This window comes from Parafrankia sp. EAN1pec (assembly GCF_000018005.1).
Classification (GTDB): domain Bacteria; phylum Actinomycetota; class Actinomycetes; order Frankiales; family Frankiaceae; genus Parafrankia; species Parafrankia soli.
The window spans coordinates 7,521,966-7,540,481 of the sequence record NC_009921.1 but is presented as its reverse complement, the minus strand read 5'-3'; the positions used below and the strand labels follow the sequence as shown (position 1 = coordinate 7,540,481).

The 18,516-nt window shown below is 71.7% G+C and carries 15 protein-coding genes, 1 tRNA gene and 2 pseudogenes; 11 read left to right on the top strand and 7 right to left on the bottom strand.

Annotated elements, in window-relative coordinates; translation table 11 throughout:
* Positions 1 to 54: 54 nt before the first annotated feature.
* Entirely contained in the window at positions 55 to 1,308 is a 1,254-nt protein-coding gene (locus FRANEAN1_RS30795) for a C40 family peptidase (protein ID WP_020463626.1), read from the bottom strand.
* A 470-nt stretch (positions 1,309 to 1,778) separates the two neighbouring features.
* On the opposite strand from FRANEAN1_RS30795, the gene FRANEAN1_RS30790 reads away from it, so the two are divergent.
* From FRANEAN1_RS30790 to FRANEAN1_RS39795, 6 genes and pseudogenes are all read left to right on the top strand, one after another.
* Complete coding sequence (locus tag FRANEAN1_RS30790; protein WP_020463625.1) at positions 1,779 to 3,062, top strand: ammonium transporter; 1,284 nt, start codon at positions 1,779 to 1,781, stop codon at positions 3,060 to 3,062.
* Positions 3,059 to 3,397 carry a P-II family nitrogen regulator gene (locus FRANEAN1_RS30785; RefSeq protein WP_020463624.1) on the top strand — a complete coding sequence of 113 codons (339 nt, stop codon included), beginning with the start codon at positions 3,059 to 3,061 and terminating at the stop codon, positions 3,395 to 3,397. Before FRANEAN1_RS30790 ends, FRANEAN1_RS30785 begins: the two co-directional genes overlap by 4 nt.
* 165 nt (positions 3,398 to 3,562) lie before the next feature.
* On the top strand, positions 3,563 to 6,001 hold the full coding sequence (locus tag FRANEAN1_RS30780) for a [protein-PII] uridylyltransferase (protein ID WP_020463623.1): 2,439 nt from the start codon (positions 3,563 to 3,565) through the stop codon (positions 5,999 to 6,001).
* Between the two features lie 157 nt (positions 6,002 to 6,158).
* Positions 6,159 to 6,249: transfer RNA gene (locus FRANEAN1_RS30775), tRNA-Ser, on the top strand.
* A gap of 74 nt (positions 6,250 to 6,323) precedes the next feature.
* A complete protein-coding gene (locus FRANEAN1_RS30770) occupies positions 6,324 to 6,566 on the top strand; it encodes a hypothetical protein (protein WP_041254946.1) in 243 nt (80 codons plus the stop codon).
* Positions 6,567 to 6,958: 392 nt separating this feature from the next.
* A pseudogene (locus FRANEAN1_RS39795) lies at positions 6,959 to 7,442 on the top strand ((2Fe-2S)-binding protein).
* Between the two features lie 240 nt (positions 7,443 to 7,682).
* Here FRANEAN1_RS39795 and FRANEAN1_RS44220 read toward each other — a convergent pair.
* Both FRANEAN1_RS44220 and FRANEAN1_RS30760 read right to left on the bottom strand, forming a co-directional pair.
* Positions 7,683 to 7,901: pseudogene (locus FRANEAN1_RS44220) on the bottom strand (molybdopterin cofactor-binding domain-containing protein); the annotation flags it as partial.
* 138 nt (positions 7,902 to 8,039) lie between these two features.
* Positions 8,040 to 8,795, bottom strand: a complete 756-nt coding sequence (locus FRANEAN1_RS30760; protein ID WP_020463621.1) for an NTP transferase domain-containing protein — start codon at positions 8,793 to 8,795, stop codon at positions 8,040 to 8,042.
* An 83-nt stretch (positions 8,796 to 8,878) separates the two neighbouring features.
* On the opposite strand from FRANEAN1_RS30760, the gene FRANEAN1_RS30755 reads away from it, so the two are divergent.
* From FRANEAN1_RS30755 to FRANEAN1_RS30740, 4 genes are read left to right on the top strand one after another with little or no spacing between them, the layout of a single operon-like run.
* Complete coding sequence (locus FRANEAN1_RS30755; RefSeq protein ID WP_020463620.1) at positions 8,879 to 9,757, top strand: MoxR family ATPase; 879 nt, start codon at positions 8,879 to 8,881, stop codon at positions 9,755 to 9,757.
* Complete coding sequence (locus tag FRANEAN1_RS30750) at positions 9,754 to 10,911, top strand: VWA domain-containing protein (protein WP_020463619.1); 1,158 nt, start codon at positions 9,754 to 9,756, stop codon at positions 10,909 to 10,911. Before FRANEAN1_RS30755 ends, FRANEAN1_RS30750 begins: the two co-directional genes overlap by 4 nt.
* On the top strand, positions 10,904 to 12,073 hold the full coding sequence (locus FRANEAN1_RS30745; RefSeq protein ID WP_020463618.1) for an XdhC/CoxI family protein: 1,170 nt from the start codon (positions 10,904 to 10,906) through the stop codon (positions 12,071 to 12,073). Before FRANEAN1_RS30750 ends, FRANEAN1_RS30745 begins: the two co-directional genes overlap by 8 nt.
* Positions 12,074 to 12,120: 47 nt before the next feature.
* On the top strand, positions 12,121 to 13,092 hold the full coding sequence (locus FRANEAN1_RS30740; RefSeq protein ID WP_020463617.1) for an LLM class flavin-dependent oxidoreductase: 972 nt from the start codon (positions 12,121 to 12,123) through the stop codon (positions 13,090 to 13,092).
* A 198-nt stretch (positions 13,093 to 13,290) separates the two neighbouring features.
* On the opposite strand, the gene FRANEAN1_RS30735 is transcribed toward FRANEAN1_RS30740, so the two are convergent.
* On the bottom strand, positions 13,291 to 13,530 hold the full coding sequence (locus FRANEAN1_RS30735) for a hypothetical protein (RefSeq protein ID WP_020463616.1): 240 nt from the start codon (positions 13,528 to 13,530) through the stop codon (positions 13,291 to 13,293).
* A gap of 462 nt (positions 13,531 to 13,992) precedes the next feature.
* Between FRANEAN1_RS30735 and FRANEAN1_RS30730 the strand changes: the two genes are divergently transcribed.
* Positions 13,993 to 14,829 (top strand): helix-turn-helix transcriptional regulator, encoded by an 837-nt coding sequence (locus tag FRANEAN1_RS30730; protein ID WP_157472847.1) that lies wholly within the window; start codon positions 13,993 to 13,995, stop codon positions 14,827 to 14,829.
* A 124-nt stretch (positions 14,830 to 14,953) separates the two neighbouring features.
* Here FRANEAN1_RS30730 and hpnH read toward each other — a convergent pair whose 3' ends face one another.
* The 3 genes from hpnH to FRANEAN1_RS30715 form a co-directional block, all read right to left on the bottom strand.
* Positions 14,954 to 15,952 carry an adenosyl-hopene transferase HpnH gene (hpnH, locus tag FRANEAN1_RS30725; RefSeq protein WP_020463614.1) on the bottom strand — a complete coding sequence of 333 codons (999 nt, stop codon included), beginning with the start codon at positions 15,950 to 15,952 and terminating at the stop codon, positions 14,954 to 14,956.
* Between the two features lie 1,016 nt (positions 15,953 to 16,968).
* Positions 16,969 to 17,340: a hypothetical protein gene (locus FRANEAN1_RS30720; protein WP_020463613.1), complete on the bottom strand. Its 372-nt coding sequence runs from the start codon at positions 17,338 to 17,340 to the stop codon at positions 16,969 to 16,971.
* Between the two features lie 613 nt (positions 17,341 to 17,953).
* Complete coding sequence (locus FRANEAN1_RS30715; RefSeq protein ID WP_020463612.1) at positions 17,954 to 18,427, bottom strand: peroxiredoxin; 474 nt, start codon at positions 18,425 to 18,427, stop codon at positions 17,954 to 17,956.
* Between the last annotated feature and the right edge of the window lie 89 nt (positions 18,428 to 18,516).

Here is an 18,516-nt window from a genome sequence, read left to right as displayed (position 1 = left end):
AGCCGGGGGCCGGGGGTGGGGCCGGAGCGTCGTCGGGCACCGCGTCCTGGCGCGTCAGGCGCCCGGGCGGACACCGCCCTGGAACGACGACCACCACACGTTCTCGATCCGTACGACCTCGCCGGTACGCGGCGCGTGGATCATCTGGCCGTTCCCGATGTAGATGCCGACGTGGTAGAGGTCAGCGCCGAAGAAGACCAGGTCGCCGGGGATCAGCTTGTCGCGGGTGACCCGCCGGCCGGCCGTCCACTGGTCGCCTGTGTAGTGCGGGATGCCGACGCCGGCCTTTCCCCAGACCCACTGGGTGAGTCCGGAGCAGTCGAAGCTGTCCGGGCCCTCGGCACCCCAGACGTACGGCTTGCCGAGCTGGGCGCGCGCCTCCTGGACGGCGCGGGCCGCGCCGCCGCTGCCGCCGGTCGGGGGTGGCGCGGCCGGCCGGGCGGGTGCCGCGGCGAAGGCGTTGCCGGCCGTCGTGACGAGACCGGCCTCCCGGGTGAGCCGGTCGCGTTCCAGGGCGGCCTGGCGGGCCGTCTCGGCGGCGGCCGCGGCCTCGGCGGCCTTACGGGCCCGCAGCGCGGCGGCCTCGCGTTCCCGGGCCTGGCGCTCCAGCTCCGCCTGCCGGGCGATCAGGCCGTCCAGCAGCCTGCCCTGCTCGCCGGCTGACTTCTCCAGCCCGCGTCGGCGCTCGGCCAGTGAGTCGACGAGCCGTTGCCGGCCGGCGCGGGTCTCGTCGGCGGCCTGCTTCGCCTCGGTCTGGTCGTGGCGGGCCAGCCGCAGGTCGGATTCGGCGGCCCGCTGCCGCCGGGACAGCGCGTCGACGGCGCCGGCGCGGTCGAGCGCGGCGCGGGGATCGCCGGTGAGCAGGATGGAGAGCTGTTCCAGCCCGCCGGAGCGGTAGGCCGACGTCGCCAGGCCGCGGTGCCGGTCGGAAGCGCGCCGGACGGCGACGTCCGCCGTTCGCAGCTGCTGGGCGGCCGTGGCCGCGGCGCGCTCCGCCTCGGCGAGACGGATGCGTTCGGCGTTGTACTGCTCGGCGGCTACGGACATCTTGTGGCTGAGGTCGTCGAGGTGGGCCCGGGTCGAGGTGATCTGGGCGGCGATGCTTCCGAGGTCCTCGGCGTGGCCGGCCTGTGGCCCTCCGCCGGAGCCGCCGTGGGTGTCGTCGGGGGTGTCGCTGCGGGTGTCGCCGCCGCGGGTGGGCGCGTTCGGCTCCGCGCGGGCCATGCCCGCCCCGATGCCACCGCCCGCGCCGGTCAGCGATGGCCCGGCGGCGAGAACGCCGAGCAGGGTGATGAGGACCGGGCGCATGCCCCGTCCGTCAATGGTCCGGCGCGTTGCCGACCGGTGGGAACCTTTGTCTGTTTCGAGTGCTGGCGTACTTACATTGGCGTTACCTGGCGGGTCCCCGTACGGGGACGAAACGGGCGGAGATACACCCGATCGGGGGATAGTGCAGGCCTCGTGGGACGGGCTACCGGCGCTATGGCAGCCCTCCGTCGGAACACTGGTCACGACGTCGAACCGTAACTGTATGCAGTTGTACAGTCACGGAAGCACGCCGAACGACACGGAGAGTCCCTGAACACCCACGCTGAGTCCAGTCTCGGGGAGCATGGGTCGCCCAATTAATCGATTTCACATGTCAGAAACAGGAAAGACACTAGATCGGAACAGATCTTATCGACTCTTCGGCCGAAGGACCGGGACGAGCGCAGCGTGGCCGGGGACCGGGGTAGCGCAGTCCGCGCGGTGCGCGCGGGGGGAATGACAGGAGAGACATGGACGAATTGAGCTCGGGCGATACCGCGTGGGTGCTCGTCAGCGCCGCACTTGTGCTCTTCATGACGCCCGGCCTGGCCTTCTTCTACGGCGGAATGGTCCGTGCGAAGAATGTGCTCGGCATGCTCATGCAGAACTTCTTCTGCATGGGGATGATCACACTGGTGTGGTCGGTCGTCGGTTTCAGTATCGCCTTCGGTGAGGGGAACGGATTCTGGGGCGGTTTCGACTTCTTCGCTCTCCAGGATCTCACTGCGAGTGACGGGGCGATCCCGTACGTCGCCTTCGTCGCCTTCCAGATGATGTTCGCGGTCATCACGCCCGCCCTGATCACCGGTTCCACCGCGGACCGGATGAAGTTCAGCTCCTTCGCGATCTTCGTCACGCTGTGGTCGGTCCTGGTCTACTCGCCCATCGCGCACTGGGTGTGGGCGAGCAGCGGCTGGCTGTTCAAGCGCGGCGCGCTCGACTTCGCGGGCGGCACCGTCGTCCACGCGAACGCCGGTATCGCCGCGATCGTGCTGGCGCTGTTCCTCGGCAAGCGGCGCGGCTGGCCGACCGGCGACTTCCGCCCGCACAACGTGCCGTTTGTGCTGCTGGGCACCGGCATCCTGTGGGTGGGCTGGTTCGGGTTCAACGCCGGCTCGGCGCTGGGTGCGAACAAGGTCGCCGCGATCGCGCTGCTCAACACGCAGATCGGTGCGGCCACGGCCATCCTCGGCTGGATCGCGATCGAGCGGCTGCGGGACGGCAAGGCCACCACGCTCGGCGCCGCGTCGGGTGCCGTCGCGGGTCTGGTCGCGATCACCCCGGCCTGTGGGTTCGTCTCGCCGATGGGCTCGATCGCCATCGGCCTGCTGGCGGGTGCGATCTGCGCGCTGGCAACGTCCATCAAGGGCAAGGTCGGCATCGACGACTCGCTCGACGTCGGCGCCGTCCACCTGGTCGGCGGTGTCCTCGGTGCGCTGCTGACCGGCTTCTTCGCCACCCTCGACACCAATGAGGCCGGCAAGGACGGTGTGTTCTACGGCGGTCCGTGGAGCGTCGTGGGTGAGCAGGCGCTGGCCATCGGCGCGACGCTGGGCTACTCGGCGGTCGTGACCGCCCTGATCGCCCTCGCGCTCAAGTACACGATCGGGCTGAAGGTCTCGGACGAGGATGAGGAGATCGGCCTCGACGAGGCGCTGCACGGTGAGACGGCCTACCGGCTGACGTCCATCGGCGGCAGCGGGTTCACCTCCGCCGTCACCACGACCAAGGTGCCTGAGGAGGCCAAGGCATGAAGCTCGTGACGGCAGTCATCAAGCCGTTCAAGGTGGACGACGTCAAGACCGCCCTCGAGGGCATCGGCGTCCACGGGCTGACGATCTCCGAGGTGCAGGGCTACGGGCGGCAGAAGGGCCACACCGAGGTCTACCGCGGGGCCGAGTACAAGGTCGACTTCGTCCCCAAGATCAAGATCGAGGTGGTGGTGGACGACGAGGCCGTCGACGAGCTCGTCACCGCGATCACGACGTCCGCGCAGACCGGCAAGATCGGCGACGGAAAAGTGTGGGTTGTCCCGGTCGACGCTGTCGTCCGTGTACGGACGGGTGAGCGGGGCTCCGACGCCCTGTAAGCCTGGGAAGAACATCCGGGGGCGCGCCTGTTACGGCGCGCCCCCTTTCTTTTCGGCACTGTGACGCCGCGGCGAACATCTTGCCGTGGAACCGTGAACATCGCGCGAGAAACCGCGACAGACTGCGGGTGCGGGGGATAGGACCCAATACGACGGGGGTGGCGGGTGAACGACAGGCTCCAGGCCCTGCGGGGCCGGGTGGACGCTTTTCCCGGTGTGACCGGGCCCGCGTTGCGGGAGGCGCTGGTCGAGCGCGCCGACGCGGCCCTCGGGGAGCTGTTCGGGGAACCAGGGCCCGGAGTCGCGCTGCTCGCGGTCGGTGGCTACGGGCGAAGCGAGCCCGCCTTCGGCAGCGACCTGGACCTTGTGCTCGTCCACGACGGCCGCCGAGGCGACATCTCCGCCGTCGCCGACGCGATCTGGTACCCGCTGTGGGACGCCGGAGTCGGCCTGGACCACAGCGTCCGCACCGTGGACGAAGCCGTCTCCGTCGCCGACTCCGACCTCAAGGCGGCGCTCGGCCTGCTCGACGCCCGCGTGATCCGCGGCGACGGCGGCCTCGCGGGCACGCTGCTGGAACGGGTCCGGACCCGGTGGCGGGAACGCGCACCGCGCCGCCTGCCCGAGCTCGCCGAGGCGGTCGCGGAGCGCGCGCGCCGGATGGGCGAGCTCGCCTTCCTGCTCGAGCCCGACCTCAAGGAGGCCCGGGGCGGCATGCGGGACGTCCACGCGCTGCACGCCCTCGCCGCGGCCTGGGTCGCCGAGGCGCCGCCGGAGCGCGTCCAGGCCGCCTACCAGGTGCTGCTCGACGCCCGCGGTGAGGTGCGCCGGCTCAGTCACGGCCGCGCGCAGGACCGCCTGCTCCTGCAGGACGGCACGGCGGTGGCCGCGGCACTGGGCTACCCCGACTCCGTCGCGCTGTCCCGGGCCATCTCGGACGCCGGCCGCACGATCTCCTGGACGTGGGACACGACCTGGTACCGGGTGGCCGCCGCGCAACGCTCGAAGATCCGTTCCCGGCTGCGCCGGCCGGTCCGACGTCCCCTCGACGAGGGCGTCGTCGAACAGGACGGGGAGATCCAGCTGGCCCGCGACGCCGAACCCGCCACCGACCCCGGGCTGGTGCTCCGGGCGGCCGCGGCCGCGGCACGCGCCGGCGTCCCGTTCGGGCGCTACGCCATCGACCGGCTCGGCCGCGAGGCGCCGGCGATGCCCGAGCCGTGGCCCGAGGCCGCCCGGGACGACCTGGTCAGCCTGCTGGCGACCGGGGACGCCGCGGTGCGGGTGCTGGAGTCCCTCGACCAGGTCGGGCTGCTCGTGCGGCTGATCCCCGAGTGGGCGGCCGTGCGCAGCAAGCCGCAGCGCAACCCCTACCACCGCTACACCGTCGACCGGCACCTGATCGAGGCCGCCGCCCGCGCCGCCGCCCACACCAGGGACGTCGACCGGCCCGACCTGCTGCTGCTCGGCGCGTTGCTGCACGACATCGGCAAGGGATACCCGGGAGACCACACTGACGCCGGCATCGTCATCGTCCAGACGTTGGCGCCCCGGCTGGGCCTGCCGCCCGAGGACACCGAGGTGCTGGTCGCGATGGTCCGCCATCACCTGCTGCTGACCGAGGCGGCGACCCGGCGGGACATCGACGACGTCGCCACCATCGAGTCGGTGGCGGCCGCAGCCGGCAGCGTGCGCGTACTCACCCTGCTGCACCGGCTTACCGAAGCCGACGCGAAGGCCACCGGCCCGACCGCGTGGAACGCCTGGAAGGCCCGGCTCGTCACCGACCTCGTCGACCGGGCCACCGCCGTGCTCGACGGCAAGGCACCGCCGTGCCCGCCGGCGCTCACCGAACGGCAGACCGCCCTGCTCGCGCTGCCCGACGACCTCACCGTGCAGGTCAACCCGCTCCCCGACGAGGGCATGTTCGAGATCGTGGTCGTCACCGCCGACCGGGTGGGCCTGCTCGCGACCACCGCCGGCGTCCTCGCGCTCAACCGGCTGGACGTCCGCCGCGCCTCCGCGCGGGGCGCCGGCGGCCGCTCGCTGCTACAGGCCGCCGTCGCGTCCGCGCACGGGCACCGCCCGGACCCGAAGCGGCTGCGCGACGACCTGCGCGCGGCCCTGGCGGGCACCCTCGACGTCACCGCCCGCCTGACCGGCCGGGAACAGGACTACGCCACCACCCGTCGGTGGAACACGCCGGGGGCACCTCAGGTGATTTTCGACGACTCCGGCTCGACGACGGTCATCGAGGTGCGCGCCCCCGACCGTGCCGGGGTGCTGCACCGGATCACCGGCGCGCTGGCCGAGGCCGGCCTGGACGTCCGCACCGCGATCGTCGCGACCCTCGGCCTGGACGTCGTCGACGCCTTCTACGTCGAGGACTCGTCGGCCCCGGTCACAGCTGCCTCCACGGCCAGCACGGCCAGTTCTTCGGCCACCATCTCCACGTCGGCCACCTCTGCGTCTGTCGGGTCTGTGGCCGCGGCGTCCGCCGCCTCCGTGACCGGCCTCGCTGCCCCGCGACTTCTGGGTAGCGCGCGGCGGGCCGAGGTGGCGACCGCCGTCATGGCCGCGCTCGACATAGGGGAGCCCGGCTAACCCCCCCCGCGGGGACGACCGGGGCTGGCCCGCCAGACGGCCTCGGTCGCCCGGCTCGTGCCCCGCTCGCGCCCAGCGAGCGACATGTCCCGTCAAACGCAGGGAGGGGCGGGGTCTGGTTCGCCGCGCGGGACGCTATGCTTGGGACGCACACTCAGGAGGCTTCGCCTAGTCCGGTCTATGGCGCCGCACTGCTAATGCGGTTGGGGGCTTATACCCCCTCCGGGGTTCAAATCCCCGAGCCTCCGCTCTTCCCTCACGGGGTCGTCCCTCTCTGGCGGCCCTGTGAGCAGGCACAAGGCCAATCGGCCTCTCAACCCCGGTGCCCGCGCTACCGCTGGTGCCCACCGGGTGCCCACGCCGCGCGGAGCGAGGGATCGCCGCAGCGACCGTCTCCGCCGCTTTCTGGCCCGACGAGCCGGACGCCGGGACGGCCCGCGCGCTCGACGAGGCGGTTGTCGACCTGGACGCCGGCCGGTCGGTGCTCTGCGCCAGCGAGGGTGCCTTCGACGCGCTTCTCGACGCCCTCACCACCGACCCTGGCGTCAACACGCGGGCAAGCTGACGCCTCGGAGATATGCCACCCTCGGAACACAGACCACCCGCCAACCTGTCGCCATGGGGTCCATGGGTGACCATGTGCCCACCTACGAGACCGTCGCCCGCTTCTTGGTGGACTATCGGCGGCTCCGTCCCGAGCAGCGGGCGGCGTTCCGGGCTGCGCGAAGGCTGTTCGTCGAGGGTCTCGAACGTGGTGTGTTCCACCCGGCATTGCGGGTGAAGGGTTTGCAAGTCGCGGCCGGGGGTCTTCGAGATGTCCTGGGGGCCGGACGGCCGGGCGTTGTTCGAGTACGGCCCGCCGCTGCGCGATCGGGCTGCTCGGGCTCGGCTCGGTGCCCAGGCGTGCGGCCGCGATGGTGGCCCGGGCCTGGGAGTCGGCCACTGCGGAGGCACTCGATGGGTGAGCGACCGGTCCAGCTGACGGTGAACGGCCGGCAGGTTCGGCACACCGCAGAGCCCCGTCTCGCCCTCGCCGACTTCCTGCGCGAGCGGTGCGGGCTGACGGGCACCCATCTCGGGTGCGAGCACGGCGTGTGCGGCGCCTGCACCGTTCTGGTGGACGGGCTCGCCGTCCGCGCCTGCCTGATGTTCGCGGTGCAGGCGGACGGGGCGGAGGTGACGACCGCCGAGGGCATCGCGGTGGACGGTGAGCTCTCACCCGTCCAGGCGGCGCTGCGGGAGTGCCATGGGCTGCAGTGCGGCTTCTGCACCCCGGGTTTCGTCATTTCCATCACCGCGCTGCTGCGCGACATCCCGAGCCCGTCGGACGAGGAGATCCGCGAGGGCCTGTCGGGGATACTGCCGCTGTACCGGCTACCAGGGAATCCTCGAGGCGGTGCGCCGCGCCGCGGGCACCAGCGTGAGCAGCGCGGACGGCTAGCGCCGCCTGGACGGGCGGGGCTGCCTGGACGGGTGGAGCCGGGCAGTGGACGGCGCCCGCACGGGGGGCGCCGGGCCTGCCCGGACGCGGGCCCGCTCAGCGGGAGCGCTGGGCCCGTCCTCCGCGCCGGATCACCCACAGGGCGACAACGAGCACCGCTGCGACCGGCGCCACCCGCTTCGCCACGGGCACGGCGATCGTCCCGAGCAGGTTCACCGGGACGGGCTCCGGGCCACGCACCTCCGTTACGGCGTTGACGACCGCCGGGGCCGAGCCGATCGCGCCGCCCTCGCCGACCCCCTTGTAGCCTCCCGGGCCGGGCGCGGGGGTCTCCAGCAGGGCGCCGCCGATGCCCTGCACGGTTCCGCCGGCGATCTGTCCCTCGACGACGTTCGGGTTGATCATCGGGCCGACGTCCTCGGTCGTGCCGTGCCCGGTGAGCAGGCGCCCGTCCTCCACCCGCTGGACCCGGGTGCCCGCATAACGCGCCGCGGTGGTCTCGAGCATGAGCACCTGCTCCGTTCGTGCGCCGGCCGGCCGGCATACCGCGTACGTCACAGATGCCGCGTACGTCACACATGCCGCCGGCGCACGACTCTAGCCGTCCGGGCCCGACGGTGCTGGGCGTCCGCTCAGCAGGGACGTGTCCGCCGCGCTGCCAGCCGCGGGCGAGCGGGAACCGGGCCAGCGCCGTACATCCTCCGGGGTGTCGAGGTCGGCGGGATCACCCGGGACCGGCACCTCGTCGACCAGATCCGGGTGCGCGGCGAGGAAGCGGCGCGCGCCCTCGTCGGCACCGGCGAGCGCGATCGCCTCACGCCACAGCCGCGGCGCCATGACGATCGGATGTCCGCGCCGGCCGCCGTAGCGGCCGACGGCGACCCGGCCAGGCCGCCAGGACGCCAGGACGGCGCGCACCGCGTCCGCGCCGATCCCGGGGGTGTCGACCAGTAGCACCGCGACCGCGTCCACCCCCGCCGCACCGGCGCCCGCGGCCGCACCCGGGTCCACAAACGGACCGGCCGCGGGACCGACAGGCGGTGCCAGATCGGCAGTGGGCGCCGCATCGGCAGTGGGCGCCGGGCCGCGGGCGCGGTCCAGCGCGAGTGTGAGCGAGCTGCGCTGCCCGCGGCCGGGGTCAGGGTTCACCACGACGTCCGCGCCTGGAACGGCCGTGCCGTCCCGGACCACCGTGATGATCCAGTGGCAGCCGGCGTCCCGCGCGGCGGCCACCGCGCGGTCCACCAGCCGCGCCCCGCCCACGACGAGCTCGGCCTTCGGCGCGCCCATCCGGCTGCCGCCGCCCGCCGCGAGCACGGCCGCGACGATCCGGGCCGGTGCGTGTCCGGTCATGCCGGCCAGTCTGATCCCGTCGGTCAGTCTGGTCCCGCCCGCGTGGCGGGAACCGGGCCGGGGCGGTGGTCATACTCGCCGTCATGCCGTTACGTGACTTCGCCGACCCGGCGGCGGTGGCCGGTGCGCTCGACGCGGCCGGGTACGTGCCGGACGAGGGCGTCGCCACCGCCGCGTTCCTCGCCCTGCGGATGGGCCGGCCGCTGTTCGTGGAGGGCGACCCCGGCGTCGGCAAGACCGCGCTGGCGCACGCACTGGCCACGATCTGCCAGGCCCGCCTGATCCGCCTGCAGTGCTACGAGGGCATCGACGTGAGCCAGGCGCTCTACGACTGGGACTTCCCGCGCCAGGTCCTCCACCTGCGTGCCGCCGCCGGCAGCGCGGACCCGGGCGAGATCGAGGCCTCGCTGTACGACCGCCGCTTCCTGATCGCCCGCCCGGTGCTGCAGGCACTCGAACAGAGCCCCGCCGTCCTGCTCGTCGACGAGATCGACCGCGCCGACGACGAGTTCGAGGCGTTCCTGCTCGAGGTGCTCGCCGAGGGCTCGGTGACGGTCCCGGAGATCGGCACGATCCGGGCGGACGTCCCGCCACTGACGGTGATCACCTCGAACCGGACCCGCGAGGTGCACGACGCGCTGAAGCGCCGCTGCCTCTACCTGTGGCTGGACCATCCGGACTTCGCCCGGGAGGTGGAGATCGTCCGGCGGCGGGTGCCGGGCGCGGCGCGCCAGCTCGTCGCGGACGTCGCCCGGGCCACCGCGCGGCTGCGGGAGGCGGGCCTGCTCAAGCCGCCCGGCATCGCCGAGACGATCGACTGGGCGCTGGCCCTGCACACCCTCGGCCGCTCCCGCCTCGACGGGGAGGCGGCGCGGATGACGCTGGGCGCGGTGCTGAAGTACCGGGAGGACATCGTCCGCGCAGAGCGGGAGCTGGGCGAGATCGTCGGCGGGCTGACGTGAACGCGCGGCCGTCCGCCGCGGGTCCGCTCGCCGAACCGGACCCGCTGGTCGCCCTGACCGGGTTCGCCCGCGCGCTGCGCGGCGCCGGCGCGGCGGCGGACGCGAGCCGGGTCGCGACGGCGGTGCAGGCACTCACCCACCTCGATCCCACCAGCGCCGCCGACGTGTACTGGGCCGGTCGCCTGGCGCTGTGCGCCGAACCGGACGACCTGCCGCGCTACGACGCGCTGTTCGACGAGTGGTTCCGCGGGCGCCTCGACGGGCTGCCCGGGCAGGCCGCCGCCGGGGCCGTCGCGCCGTCGTCGCGGGCGGTGCGGGTCTGGCCGTCCAGCGGCACCGGCACCGCGCGCGACGACGGTGACGACAGCCCGGCCGACCTGCTCCCCGTCGGCGCGAGCGACGTCGAGCTGCTGCGTCGCCGCGACGTCGCGGACCTCAGCCCGGCGGAGCGGGCCGAGATCGACCGGCTCGTCGGCCTGCTCGCCCCCCGGGTCGGGTCCCGTCCCAGCCGCCGGCGCCGGCCCGGCGGGAACCGCGGGCTCGACCCGCGCCGCACCGTGCGCGCCATGCTGCGCGACGGCGGCGAGCCCGGTGAGCTCGTCCGCGCGCGCCCGCGGGTACGGCCCCGGCGGCTGGTGTTCCTCGTCGACGTCAGCGGTTCCATGAGCCCCTACGCCGACGTGATGCTGCGCTTCGCGCACGCCGCCGTCCGGGTCGCCCCGTTCGCCACCGAGGTGTTCACCTGCGGGACCAGGCTGACGCGACTCACCCGTCCGCTGCGGCTGCGGGACGCGGGGGAGGCCCTGAGGGCGGCCGGCGAGGCGATTCCCGACTGGAGCGGCGGCACCCGCCTCGGCGAGTCGCTGCGCGCCTTCCTCGACCTGTGGGGGCAGCGGGGCACCGCCCGCCAGGCGGTCGTGGTGATCGTGTCCGACGGGTGGGAGCGCGGCGACGTCACCCTGCTCGCCGAGCAGATGGCCCGGCTGGCCCGGCTCGCGCACCGGGTCCTCTGGGTGAACCCGCACACCGGCCGGGACGGGTTCACGCCGACCGCCGCCGGCATGTCCGCGGCGCTTCCCCACGTGGACGACCTGTTGGCCGGGCATACGTTCCAGGCACTGCGAGGACTTGCCGAGGTGATCTCCGATGCGTGACGTGCTCCCCGACCTCGAGAGCTGGTGGCAGACGGGGGAGACCGTCGGCCTGGCGACGGTCGTCGGCACCTGGAAGTCGGCCCCGCGCCAGCCGGGTGCGGCGATGGCTGTCACCCCGGACGGCTCGGTCGTGGGCAGTGTCTCGGGCGGCTGCGTCGAGGGGGCCGTGTACGACCTGGCCGAGCAGTGCCGCGCGACGTCCGTCCCCGTCCTGCAGCGCTACGGGGTCAGTGACGACGACGCGTTCGCGGTGGGCCTCACCTGCGGGGGCATCATCGACGTCTTCGTCGAGGCGGTGAGCCGGCGGACGTTCCCCGAGCTCGGCGGGATCCTCGCCGACGTCCGGGACGGCCGGCCGGTCGCGGTCGCGACGCTGGTCAGCGGGGTGGGCACCAGCCCCGTCGGGTCCCGCCTAGTCGTCCGGCCGGGCTCCGTCGAGGGCACCCTCGGCAGCGCGCGGTTCGACACGGCCGTCCGCGACGACGCGCGCGGGATGCTGGAGCAGGGCCGGACGGGCATCGTCCGCTACGGCCCGGACGGCGAGCGGCGCGGTGACGACAGTGCCGTCTTTGTCGCCTCCTACGCGCCGCGGCCGCGGCTGATCGTCTTCGGTGCCATCGACTTCGCCGCCGCGCTGGCCAGGGTGGGCGCCTTCCTCGGCTACCGGGTGACCGTGTGCGACGCACGGGCGACGTTCGCCACCAGCAAGCGGTTCCCCGAGGCCGACGAGGTGGTCGTCGACTGGCCGCACCGCTACCTCGCCGCGACGGCGGTGGACGAGCGCACGACCGTCTGCGTCCTCACCCACGATCCGAAGTTCGACGTGCCGCTCCTGGAGGTCGCGCTGCGCCGGCCGCTGGCCTACCTCGGCGTCATGGGCTCGCGCCGCACCAACGCCGACCGCGCGCGGCGGCTGCGGGAGCTCGGCTTCTCCGACGCCGACCTGGCCCGCCTGCACGCGCCCATCGGCCTGGACATCGGGGGGCGCACACCGGAGGAGACCGCGATCTCCATCGCCGCGGAGATCATCGCGACGCGGCACGGGGGATCGGGCGCCCAGCTACGGCAGCTGTCCGGCCCCATCCACCATGACCTGCCCGCGCCGTTCGGTAACCCATCCGCTTCGTTCGGTGACGTTCGGGCGTCGGCCCATGACGGCTGAACGTCGAGTGCCGATCGCACGGATCTGATTCCTGTTACTCTCCGGCCGTGCTGTTCGCCTTACGCTTCGACTTCCGTAATCCGGATCTCGCCGGTACGACCATGGCCGACCGTTACGCGGCGGCCCTCGACATGGCCGAGTGGGCTGACCAGCTGGGCTGCGTGACCATCGCGGTCTCGGAGCACCACGGCTCGCCGGACGGCTACCTTCCCAGCCCGATCCCGATGCTCGCGGCGATGGCCGCCCGCACCACCAAGGTGCGTTTCCGTATCGCGGCGCTCATCGCACCGTTTCACGACCCGCTGCGCCTCGCCGAGGACCTGATCTTCCTCGACAACATCAGCAAGGGTCGCGTCGACCTGATCGTCGCGGGCGGGTACGTCCGCGAGGAGTTCGCCATGTTCGACATCCCGATGTCCGAACGCGGGCGTCGGGTGACCGAGACCGTGACGACCCTCAAGGCCGCGTTCTCCGGCGAGCCGTTCGAATACCGCGGCCGGACGGTCCACCTCACCCCCGGTCCCTTCCGCCCCGGCGGCCCGCAGATCTCGCTCGGTGGCAGCAGCGCGCCGGCCGCCCGTCGCGCGGCACGCATCGCCGACGGCTTCGTCCCCTCGGTGCCGGAGGTCTGGGAGTTCTACCGCGACGAGGTCCAGAAGCTCGGCCGGCCCGATCCCGGACCGAGCCCGATCGGCCCTAACCAGGTCATCGCGCTCGCGGAGGACGCCGACGAGGGCTGGAAGCGAATGTCGCCGTTCTTCCTCCACGAGACGAACGCCTACGGCGTCTGGCAGGCCCAGAACAACGCGGCCTCTCCGTACCGCACGGCTGCCGATGCCGACCATCTGCGCACGACCGGGCAGTACCGGGTGCTGACGCCCGAGCAGCTCGTGGCCGAGCAGAAGGCCGCGTCATTCGCGTTCACCCAGCTCCACCCGCTGTGCGGGGGAATGCCGCCCGAGTCGGCGTGGGACAGCCTGCGCCTGTTCGAGCGCGAGGTTCTGCCGGCCTTCCGCTGATCCGTCGCCCCGTCTGATCCGTACCCGTCGGCGGTCGACGCCGCTTCTGGTCGCTGGCGGACCGTACTGATCCCTGGTTCCCGAAATGCTGATGCCCGAAGCCCGAACCGGCTTCGGGCATCAGCATTTCGGGCCCGTGGAACCGCGGGTTCGCGATTCCAGCCGGCGTTCGTGTTCGCGGGCCGGCGGCCCGCGCGGTCAGATCTCCGGATCGGTCGGGTCCACCCGTACGACGCGGAAGTCGGCGCCGACGATCCGCCCGTACATCTCGGCTGACATCGGGCCGGGGAACGTCCCGACGACGGAGGTCGGGGACCCGGCGTCGTCGACGAGCACGACGGCGTAGGCGCCGGGTGCCGCCCACTTCCCGCGCACGGCGTGCTCGGCGCGCCGCCAGCTCTCCTCGGACGGGGGGTGCAGGGGGCTCGGCGTCGTCACGCCGGCCTCGCTCTGCGGAAAATGAATTTAACTTCTTTGAATGAATCTAATGCCACTCTGTCGGCCTCGACCAGGTCGGCCTCGACGAGTCGGCGCCCCTTTGTCATGTATCGCTCCGGTCCGGGCGGTGTTCCTGCTGGATGGCGTCTCCTCTCCCTTCGACCAACGGTCCACCATGACGGGCGATCAGGCGAGGGTGTGAGTGGCGTCATACTGCAGGCATGCGGAGGAAGGGACACAGAGCCACCGGCGCGTCGAATGCGGCACGGTCAACGGGCCGGTCCGGTATGGCACGATCGGCACGGGAGATCAGCGGACGAATTGTGGCGGCCCTGGTGGCCGGCGCCTCGCCCGCGTGGGTGTGACAACAGTCAGACCAGCTGGAATCGGTCGGCGACGAACCAGAACCGAGGACCCCGGGTAGACGATGTGAAGCACATACAACCCTGTCTCGCCAAGTTGTTGGGCGCAATCGTCCAGCGCAGGAAGGCCGCCGGGCTCAGCCAGGCCCAGCTGGCCAACCGGGTGCGTTACCAACCGAGTTACCTCTCGAAGGCCGAGCGCGGCCTGCTGGGCGTGCCGTCGCAGTCGCTCGTGGCCGCGATCGACGCGGAGCTGAACGCCGGCGGCGCGCTCGTCGAGCTGCGCCGTCACGCGTGGCTGGAGGACAAGGGCGGTCAGGCGGGCGTCATCTGGCGGGGAGTCCCGGAGGAGGTGGACATCACGGATCGCCGACAGCTCATCGTCGGGGGCGGCGCCGTCGCGGTCGGGCCGGCGGCGGCCGCGGCCCTGCCGGCCGTGCCAGCACTGTCCGACGCACCGGCATCGTCGGGCGCGTCGGCCGTTCCCGCGCCCCGGTCCGGAGCGGCCGGGCCCCCGGCACCGAGCCGGATCGACCTGTCGGGGCGGTGGTGGACGTCCTGGCAGACCTTCCGGGACGGCAAGGAGGTCCGCTCCTCGCAGGAGGTCAGCGTGGAGCAGGCCGGCGAGGTCCTCCGCATCGGGGCGGTCTCGCGCGGGCTGGCCCTGGAGGAGGGCGGCTACCTGTGGTCGGGCGAGCTGCGCGTCTTCGACAACGAGATCGTCATGGGGTGGTACGTGGCGGTCGACGGCCCGGTGCGGTCGAAGGGCACGCTGTTCCTCTCGCTGCACCCGCACGGTGACCGGCTCACCGGCCGCTGGGTCGGCCTCAGCTACGACGGCCTGTTCATCGAGGGGTGGGGAGCGATGGCTCGTTCGGAGGAGGCCACCGTGACCCTGATCGACCGCCTCAAGAAACAGTTTCCGAAGGTGGCGTGACGGCCGCTGGAACCGGCGAGCCGGAGCAGCGTGGAGGACCTCGGTGCGGCGGTCGTCGCCCTCTGGCCGGAGGGCGACGACCGCCGTCACCGAGATCATCTTCCGCATCCGCTCGCCGAGTGTCTCAGCGCGTCGCGCGGATGGACTCCCGCAGCGAGGTCAGCGTGGCGGCGATGGCCGTCGGCTCGTAGCCGCAGTGGGCCATGCAGTTCTCGCAGCGGGGGTCGCGGCCACGGCCGTACGACTCCCAGTCGGTGGTGTCGAGAAGCTCCTGGTAGCTCGAGGCGTATCCGTCACCCATCAGATAGCACGGCTTCTGCCAGCCGTAGAGGGAGTACGACGGAATTCCCCACGCGGTGCAGGGGAAGTCGACCTTGCCCTCAAGGAAGTCGAGGAACAGCGGCGAGTGCTGGATGCGCCAGCGCTTGCGCCGACCGTCGGCGAACGCCTTGCGGAAAAGCTCCTGAGTCTCCTTGACGCCCAGGAACTTGTCCTGCTCAGGGGCCTTCTCGTAGGCATAGGCCGGCGAGAGCATCATGCCGTCGACATTGAGGTCGTTGTTCAGGAAGTCCAGCACCTCGATGACGGTTTGCGGGGTGTCGGTGTTGAAGAACGTGGTGTTCGTCGTCACCCGGAATCCGCGGTCCTGCGCGTCCTTGATCGCGTCGACGGCCTGGGCGAAGACGCCCTTCTTCGCCACGGACTCGTCGTGGCGGTCCTCGAGCCCGTCGATGTGCACCGCGAGCGACAGGTACGGCGAGGGCTTCAGCTTGTCGATCTTGCGTGGGAGCAGTACCGCGTTCGTGCAGAGGTAGATGAACTTCTTGCGCTTGACCAGGCCTTCCACGATCTGCTCGATCTGTGGGTGCATCAGCGGCTCGCCACCCGCCAGACACACGACGGGCGCGCCGCACTCGTCGACGGCGGCGAGCGCCTGCTCGACCGGCATGCGCTGCTTGAGGACGTCCGCGGGGTGCTGGATCTTGCCGCAGCCCTCGCAGGAGAGGTTGCACGCGAACAGCGGTTCCAGCTCGAGCGTGATCGGGAACTTGTCTCGACGTGCGATTTTCTGCTTCAGCAGATAGGCACCGATCTTGATCGCCTGACGCCGCGGAATGCTCATATTCACCCTTCCGGTGTTGATCTACGTTCGCCTGGTGGGTGGTGGAGTCGCGATGCCGTACCGCTCCCCTAAGTCTAAGGAGGAGCCTTATCTAGTTCTTGGAAAAATTCTTCGATGAGAGCTACTTAACCGGCTGGCCGAGATCTTTTTCCGGTCAACTATGTCGCCACCAGCCCGTTTACCGAAGCGAGATGCGATTTTCACGTACCCGCCGGCTACCGCGGTCTCACATCGAACTGGACCTTTGGGCCCGCCTTAGGTCATCGTCAAGGGCACAAACGCCCGTCGAGGCGGCGGACGTCCGACTGCTCGCGCACGCACCCGTGAAAGCCGTTGCCCGGCCAGTCAGGCCCGGCGAAGCAGGTCGGAGCCACGACCGTAACCCGGTGGGCGGAAATGCGCCGCGCCCGAACGTGCCGGGTCATCGGGCGGGCGGCTCACCGTGCCATCCGGTACCGGGACGCGGGCGGGCCGTCGGATGCCGCCACCGGACTGAAGACCCCGGTCACGCGGTACGTCTCGGCGGGCACCGGCACCGGGCCCGGTCCCGGGACGCGGAATAGTCCCGGCGCGGCCTCGGGGCGCCGATACCAGTACGGGGGCGCCCGGCGGAGCCGGTCCCGGCGGCCGGCGGGGGCGATCGACGTGTATGCGGGGGAGCAGACGCTCGGCCGCGACATCCCGGCCTGGGGGAGACGAAGGAGCCCGCGGGCGCAGAGGGAGTGGAACGCGCGGAGGAGACGGGGGCGCAGAGGCAGCCGAGGAGACGGCGGAGATCGCGTGGGCGCGGGCGGTGCGCGGCCACGTGTGGCCCGCCCGGTCGCGCGGGCCGGCGGGTGCCGGGCGGCGTTGTCAGGAACCGCCGTCAGGAACCGTTGTCGGGCGGCGTCATCGGGAACCGGTGCCGGTCAGCGTCGTTGGGGGCCGGCACCGGCTCGCTCGTGGTTCGGCCCCGCCGCGGGAGCGCCGTCCCGGGCGGACCGTGCCGGCGGCGGCCGACCACGAGCTGGCGGACGTCACATGTCGAGGCGTGACTCGATGGTGCGCAACCGGTGGCGGGCCATCGCCAGGTTCGCGCGGCTCTTGTCCAGCACCAGATACAGGAACAGGCCGCGCCCAGTGTGGCTGCTCAGAAGCCTGATCAGGTGGTACTGCCGACCGAGGGTGATGAGGATGTCCTCGATGGTGTCCTGCAGGCCGAGGCTCTCCATCGTGCGGATCTTCGCCCGGACGACCTCGGTGTTCCCGGCGGCCGCGATCTCCAGGTCGAAGTTATGGATGTTACTCAGCTTGCCGAGCGTCATCCCACTCGTGAAGTCGACGAGGGCGACCCCGGTCGCCCCCTCGATCTCCAGCGATTCCTTCAGTGCAACGTCGACGCTGTTCATGTCGCCTCCCACGTGATCATCAACTTCTTCCAGGGCAGCCAGGTCACTGCCTTCGTCGTTGGCGGATCGGTCCGCTCGTGCAAACCACCAGGTCCCGAGCCTTATCCGCATTTCGCCCCACCTGAAAATGGGGGCACTCTCCGGGTCGTCGAGCGCCATGTCGTGGCGGCCCTCTCTCCCGGCAATGCCAACTCGCAGGTGCCTGTCAGGGCCATCTCACCAGGATTCGGGCAGATCTGACCCGTGCATTGGTGGAGCACTTCGCACGGTGATCGGCTGACTAGGCAATTAGAGCGTCACGAGTGCATAAATTGAGAGGTCCGTGGGATTGTCTACCTGAATTCGTATAACCGCAGGTCAAGACAGGTGTCGAGCCCCAGGAGCAGGCGGCGCCGGCGGGACGGGCACGCGACCCGGCCGATTCGTCCCGCGGCCGCGCGGTGGTCTCGGCCCCGCCGCACCGCCCCGAAGCCCCCACGTGGCAGGCGATCCACCATTGTTCCGTGGACGGCCCTCCGGTCCTACGGCCTACAACCTGGAGCCGCCCGCGATGCCACGAGCCACACCGAGCACGTGTTCAGAGCAGAACGTGTGCTCAGGGCGGAACGTGTGCTCAGAGCTGAGCGAGCTGCTTGGCGATCGTCTCCACGTCGGAGTAGGTCACACCGATCAGCCCGACCTGCTTCCAGCGTAGTATGCCGTTCGCATCCACGAGGAACACCGACCGGCGTAGTCCGAGTCCTGGCAGGGAGATGCCATACTGCTTGACGACCGTGCGGTCGTCGTCCGCGAGCAGGGGAAAGCTGAGAGAATACGAACGGGCGAAGGCTTCGTGGCTGTCGAGGTCCTGCGGGCTGATTCCCCAGACCAGGGCCCCGAGGTCACGGAACACCTCGATGCCGGCGGCGTAGGAACACATCTGCTTCGTGCAGACCGGAGTGTTGTCACCCGGGTAGAAGGCGAGGACGACCGGGTGGCCCCGCTCCCCGGAGAGGGTGAACTCGGACCGGGTGGCCTCCTCACCGGTCAGCGTCAGGCCGGGCAGCGTGAAGTCGGGCGCCGGCTGACCGATCGCGGGCGTCGCCATCTCAGGCCACCCCCCACTCGCGGCCGAGCGACCCGCCGGGCATGACACGGCGGCCCGGGTCACGGGGGCAGCCGGGGTGAACCCGCCTG

Excerpts from the sequence above, each read along its gene's own strand:
- FRANEAN1_RS30795 (WP_020463626.1), bottom strand. The coding sequence starts at position 1,308 with ATGCGCCCGGTCCTCATCACCCTGCTCGGCGTTCTCGCCGCCGGGCCA.
- FRANEAN1_RS30790 (WP_020463625.1), top strand. The coding sequence starts at position 1,779 with ATGGACGAATTGAGCTCGGGCGATACCGCGTGGGTGCTCGTCAGCGCC.
- FRANEAN1_RS30785 (WP_020463624.1), top strand. The coding sequence starts at position 3,059 with ATGAAGCTCGTGACGGCAGTCATCAAGCCGTTCAAGGTGGACGACGTC.
- FRANEAN1_RS30760 (WP_020463621.1), bottom strand. The coding sequence starts at position 8,795 with ATGACCGGACACGCACCGGCCCGGATCGTCGCGGCCGTGCTCGCGGCG.
- FRANEAN1_RS30755 (WP_020463620.1), top strand. The coding sequence starts at position 8,879 with ATGCCGTTACGTGACTTCGCCGACCCGGCGGCGGTGGCCGGTGCGCTC.
- FRANEAN1_RS30745 (WP_020463618.1), top strand. The coding sequence starts at position 10,904 with ATGCGTGACGTGCTCCCCGACCTCGAGAGCTGGTGGCAGACGGGGGAG.
- hpnH (WP_020463614.1), bottom strand. The coding sequence starts at position 15,952 with ATGAGCATTCCGCGGCGTCAGGCGATCAAGATCGGTGCCTATCTGCTG.
- FRANEAN1_RS30720 (WP_020463613.1), bottom strand. The coding sequence starts at position 17,340 with ATGAACAGCGTCGACGTTGCACTGAAGGAATCGCTGGAGATCGAGGGG.
- FRANEAN1_RS30715 (WP_020463612.1), bottom strand. The coding sequence starts at position 18,427 with ATGGCGACGCCCGCGATCGGTCAGCCGGCGCCCGACTTCACGCTGCCC.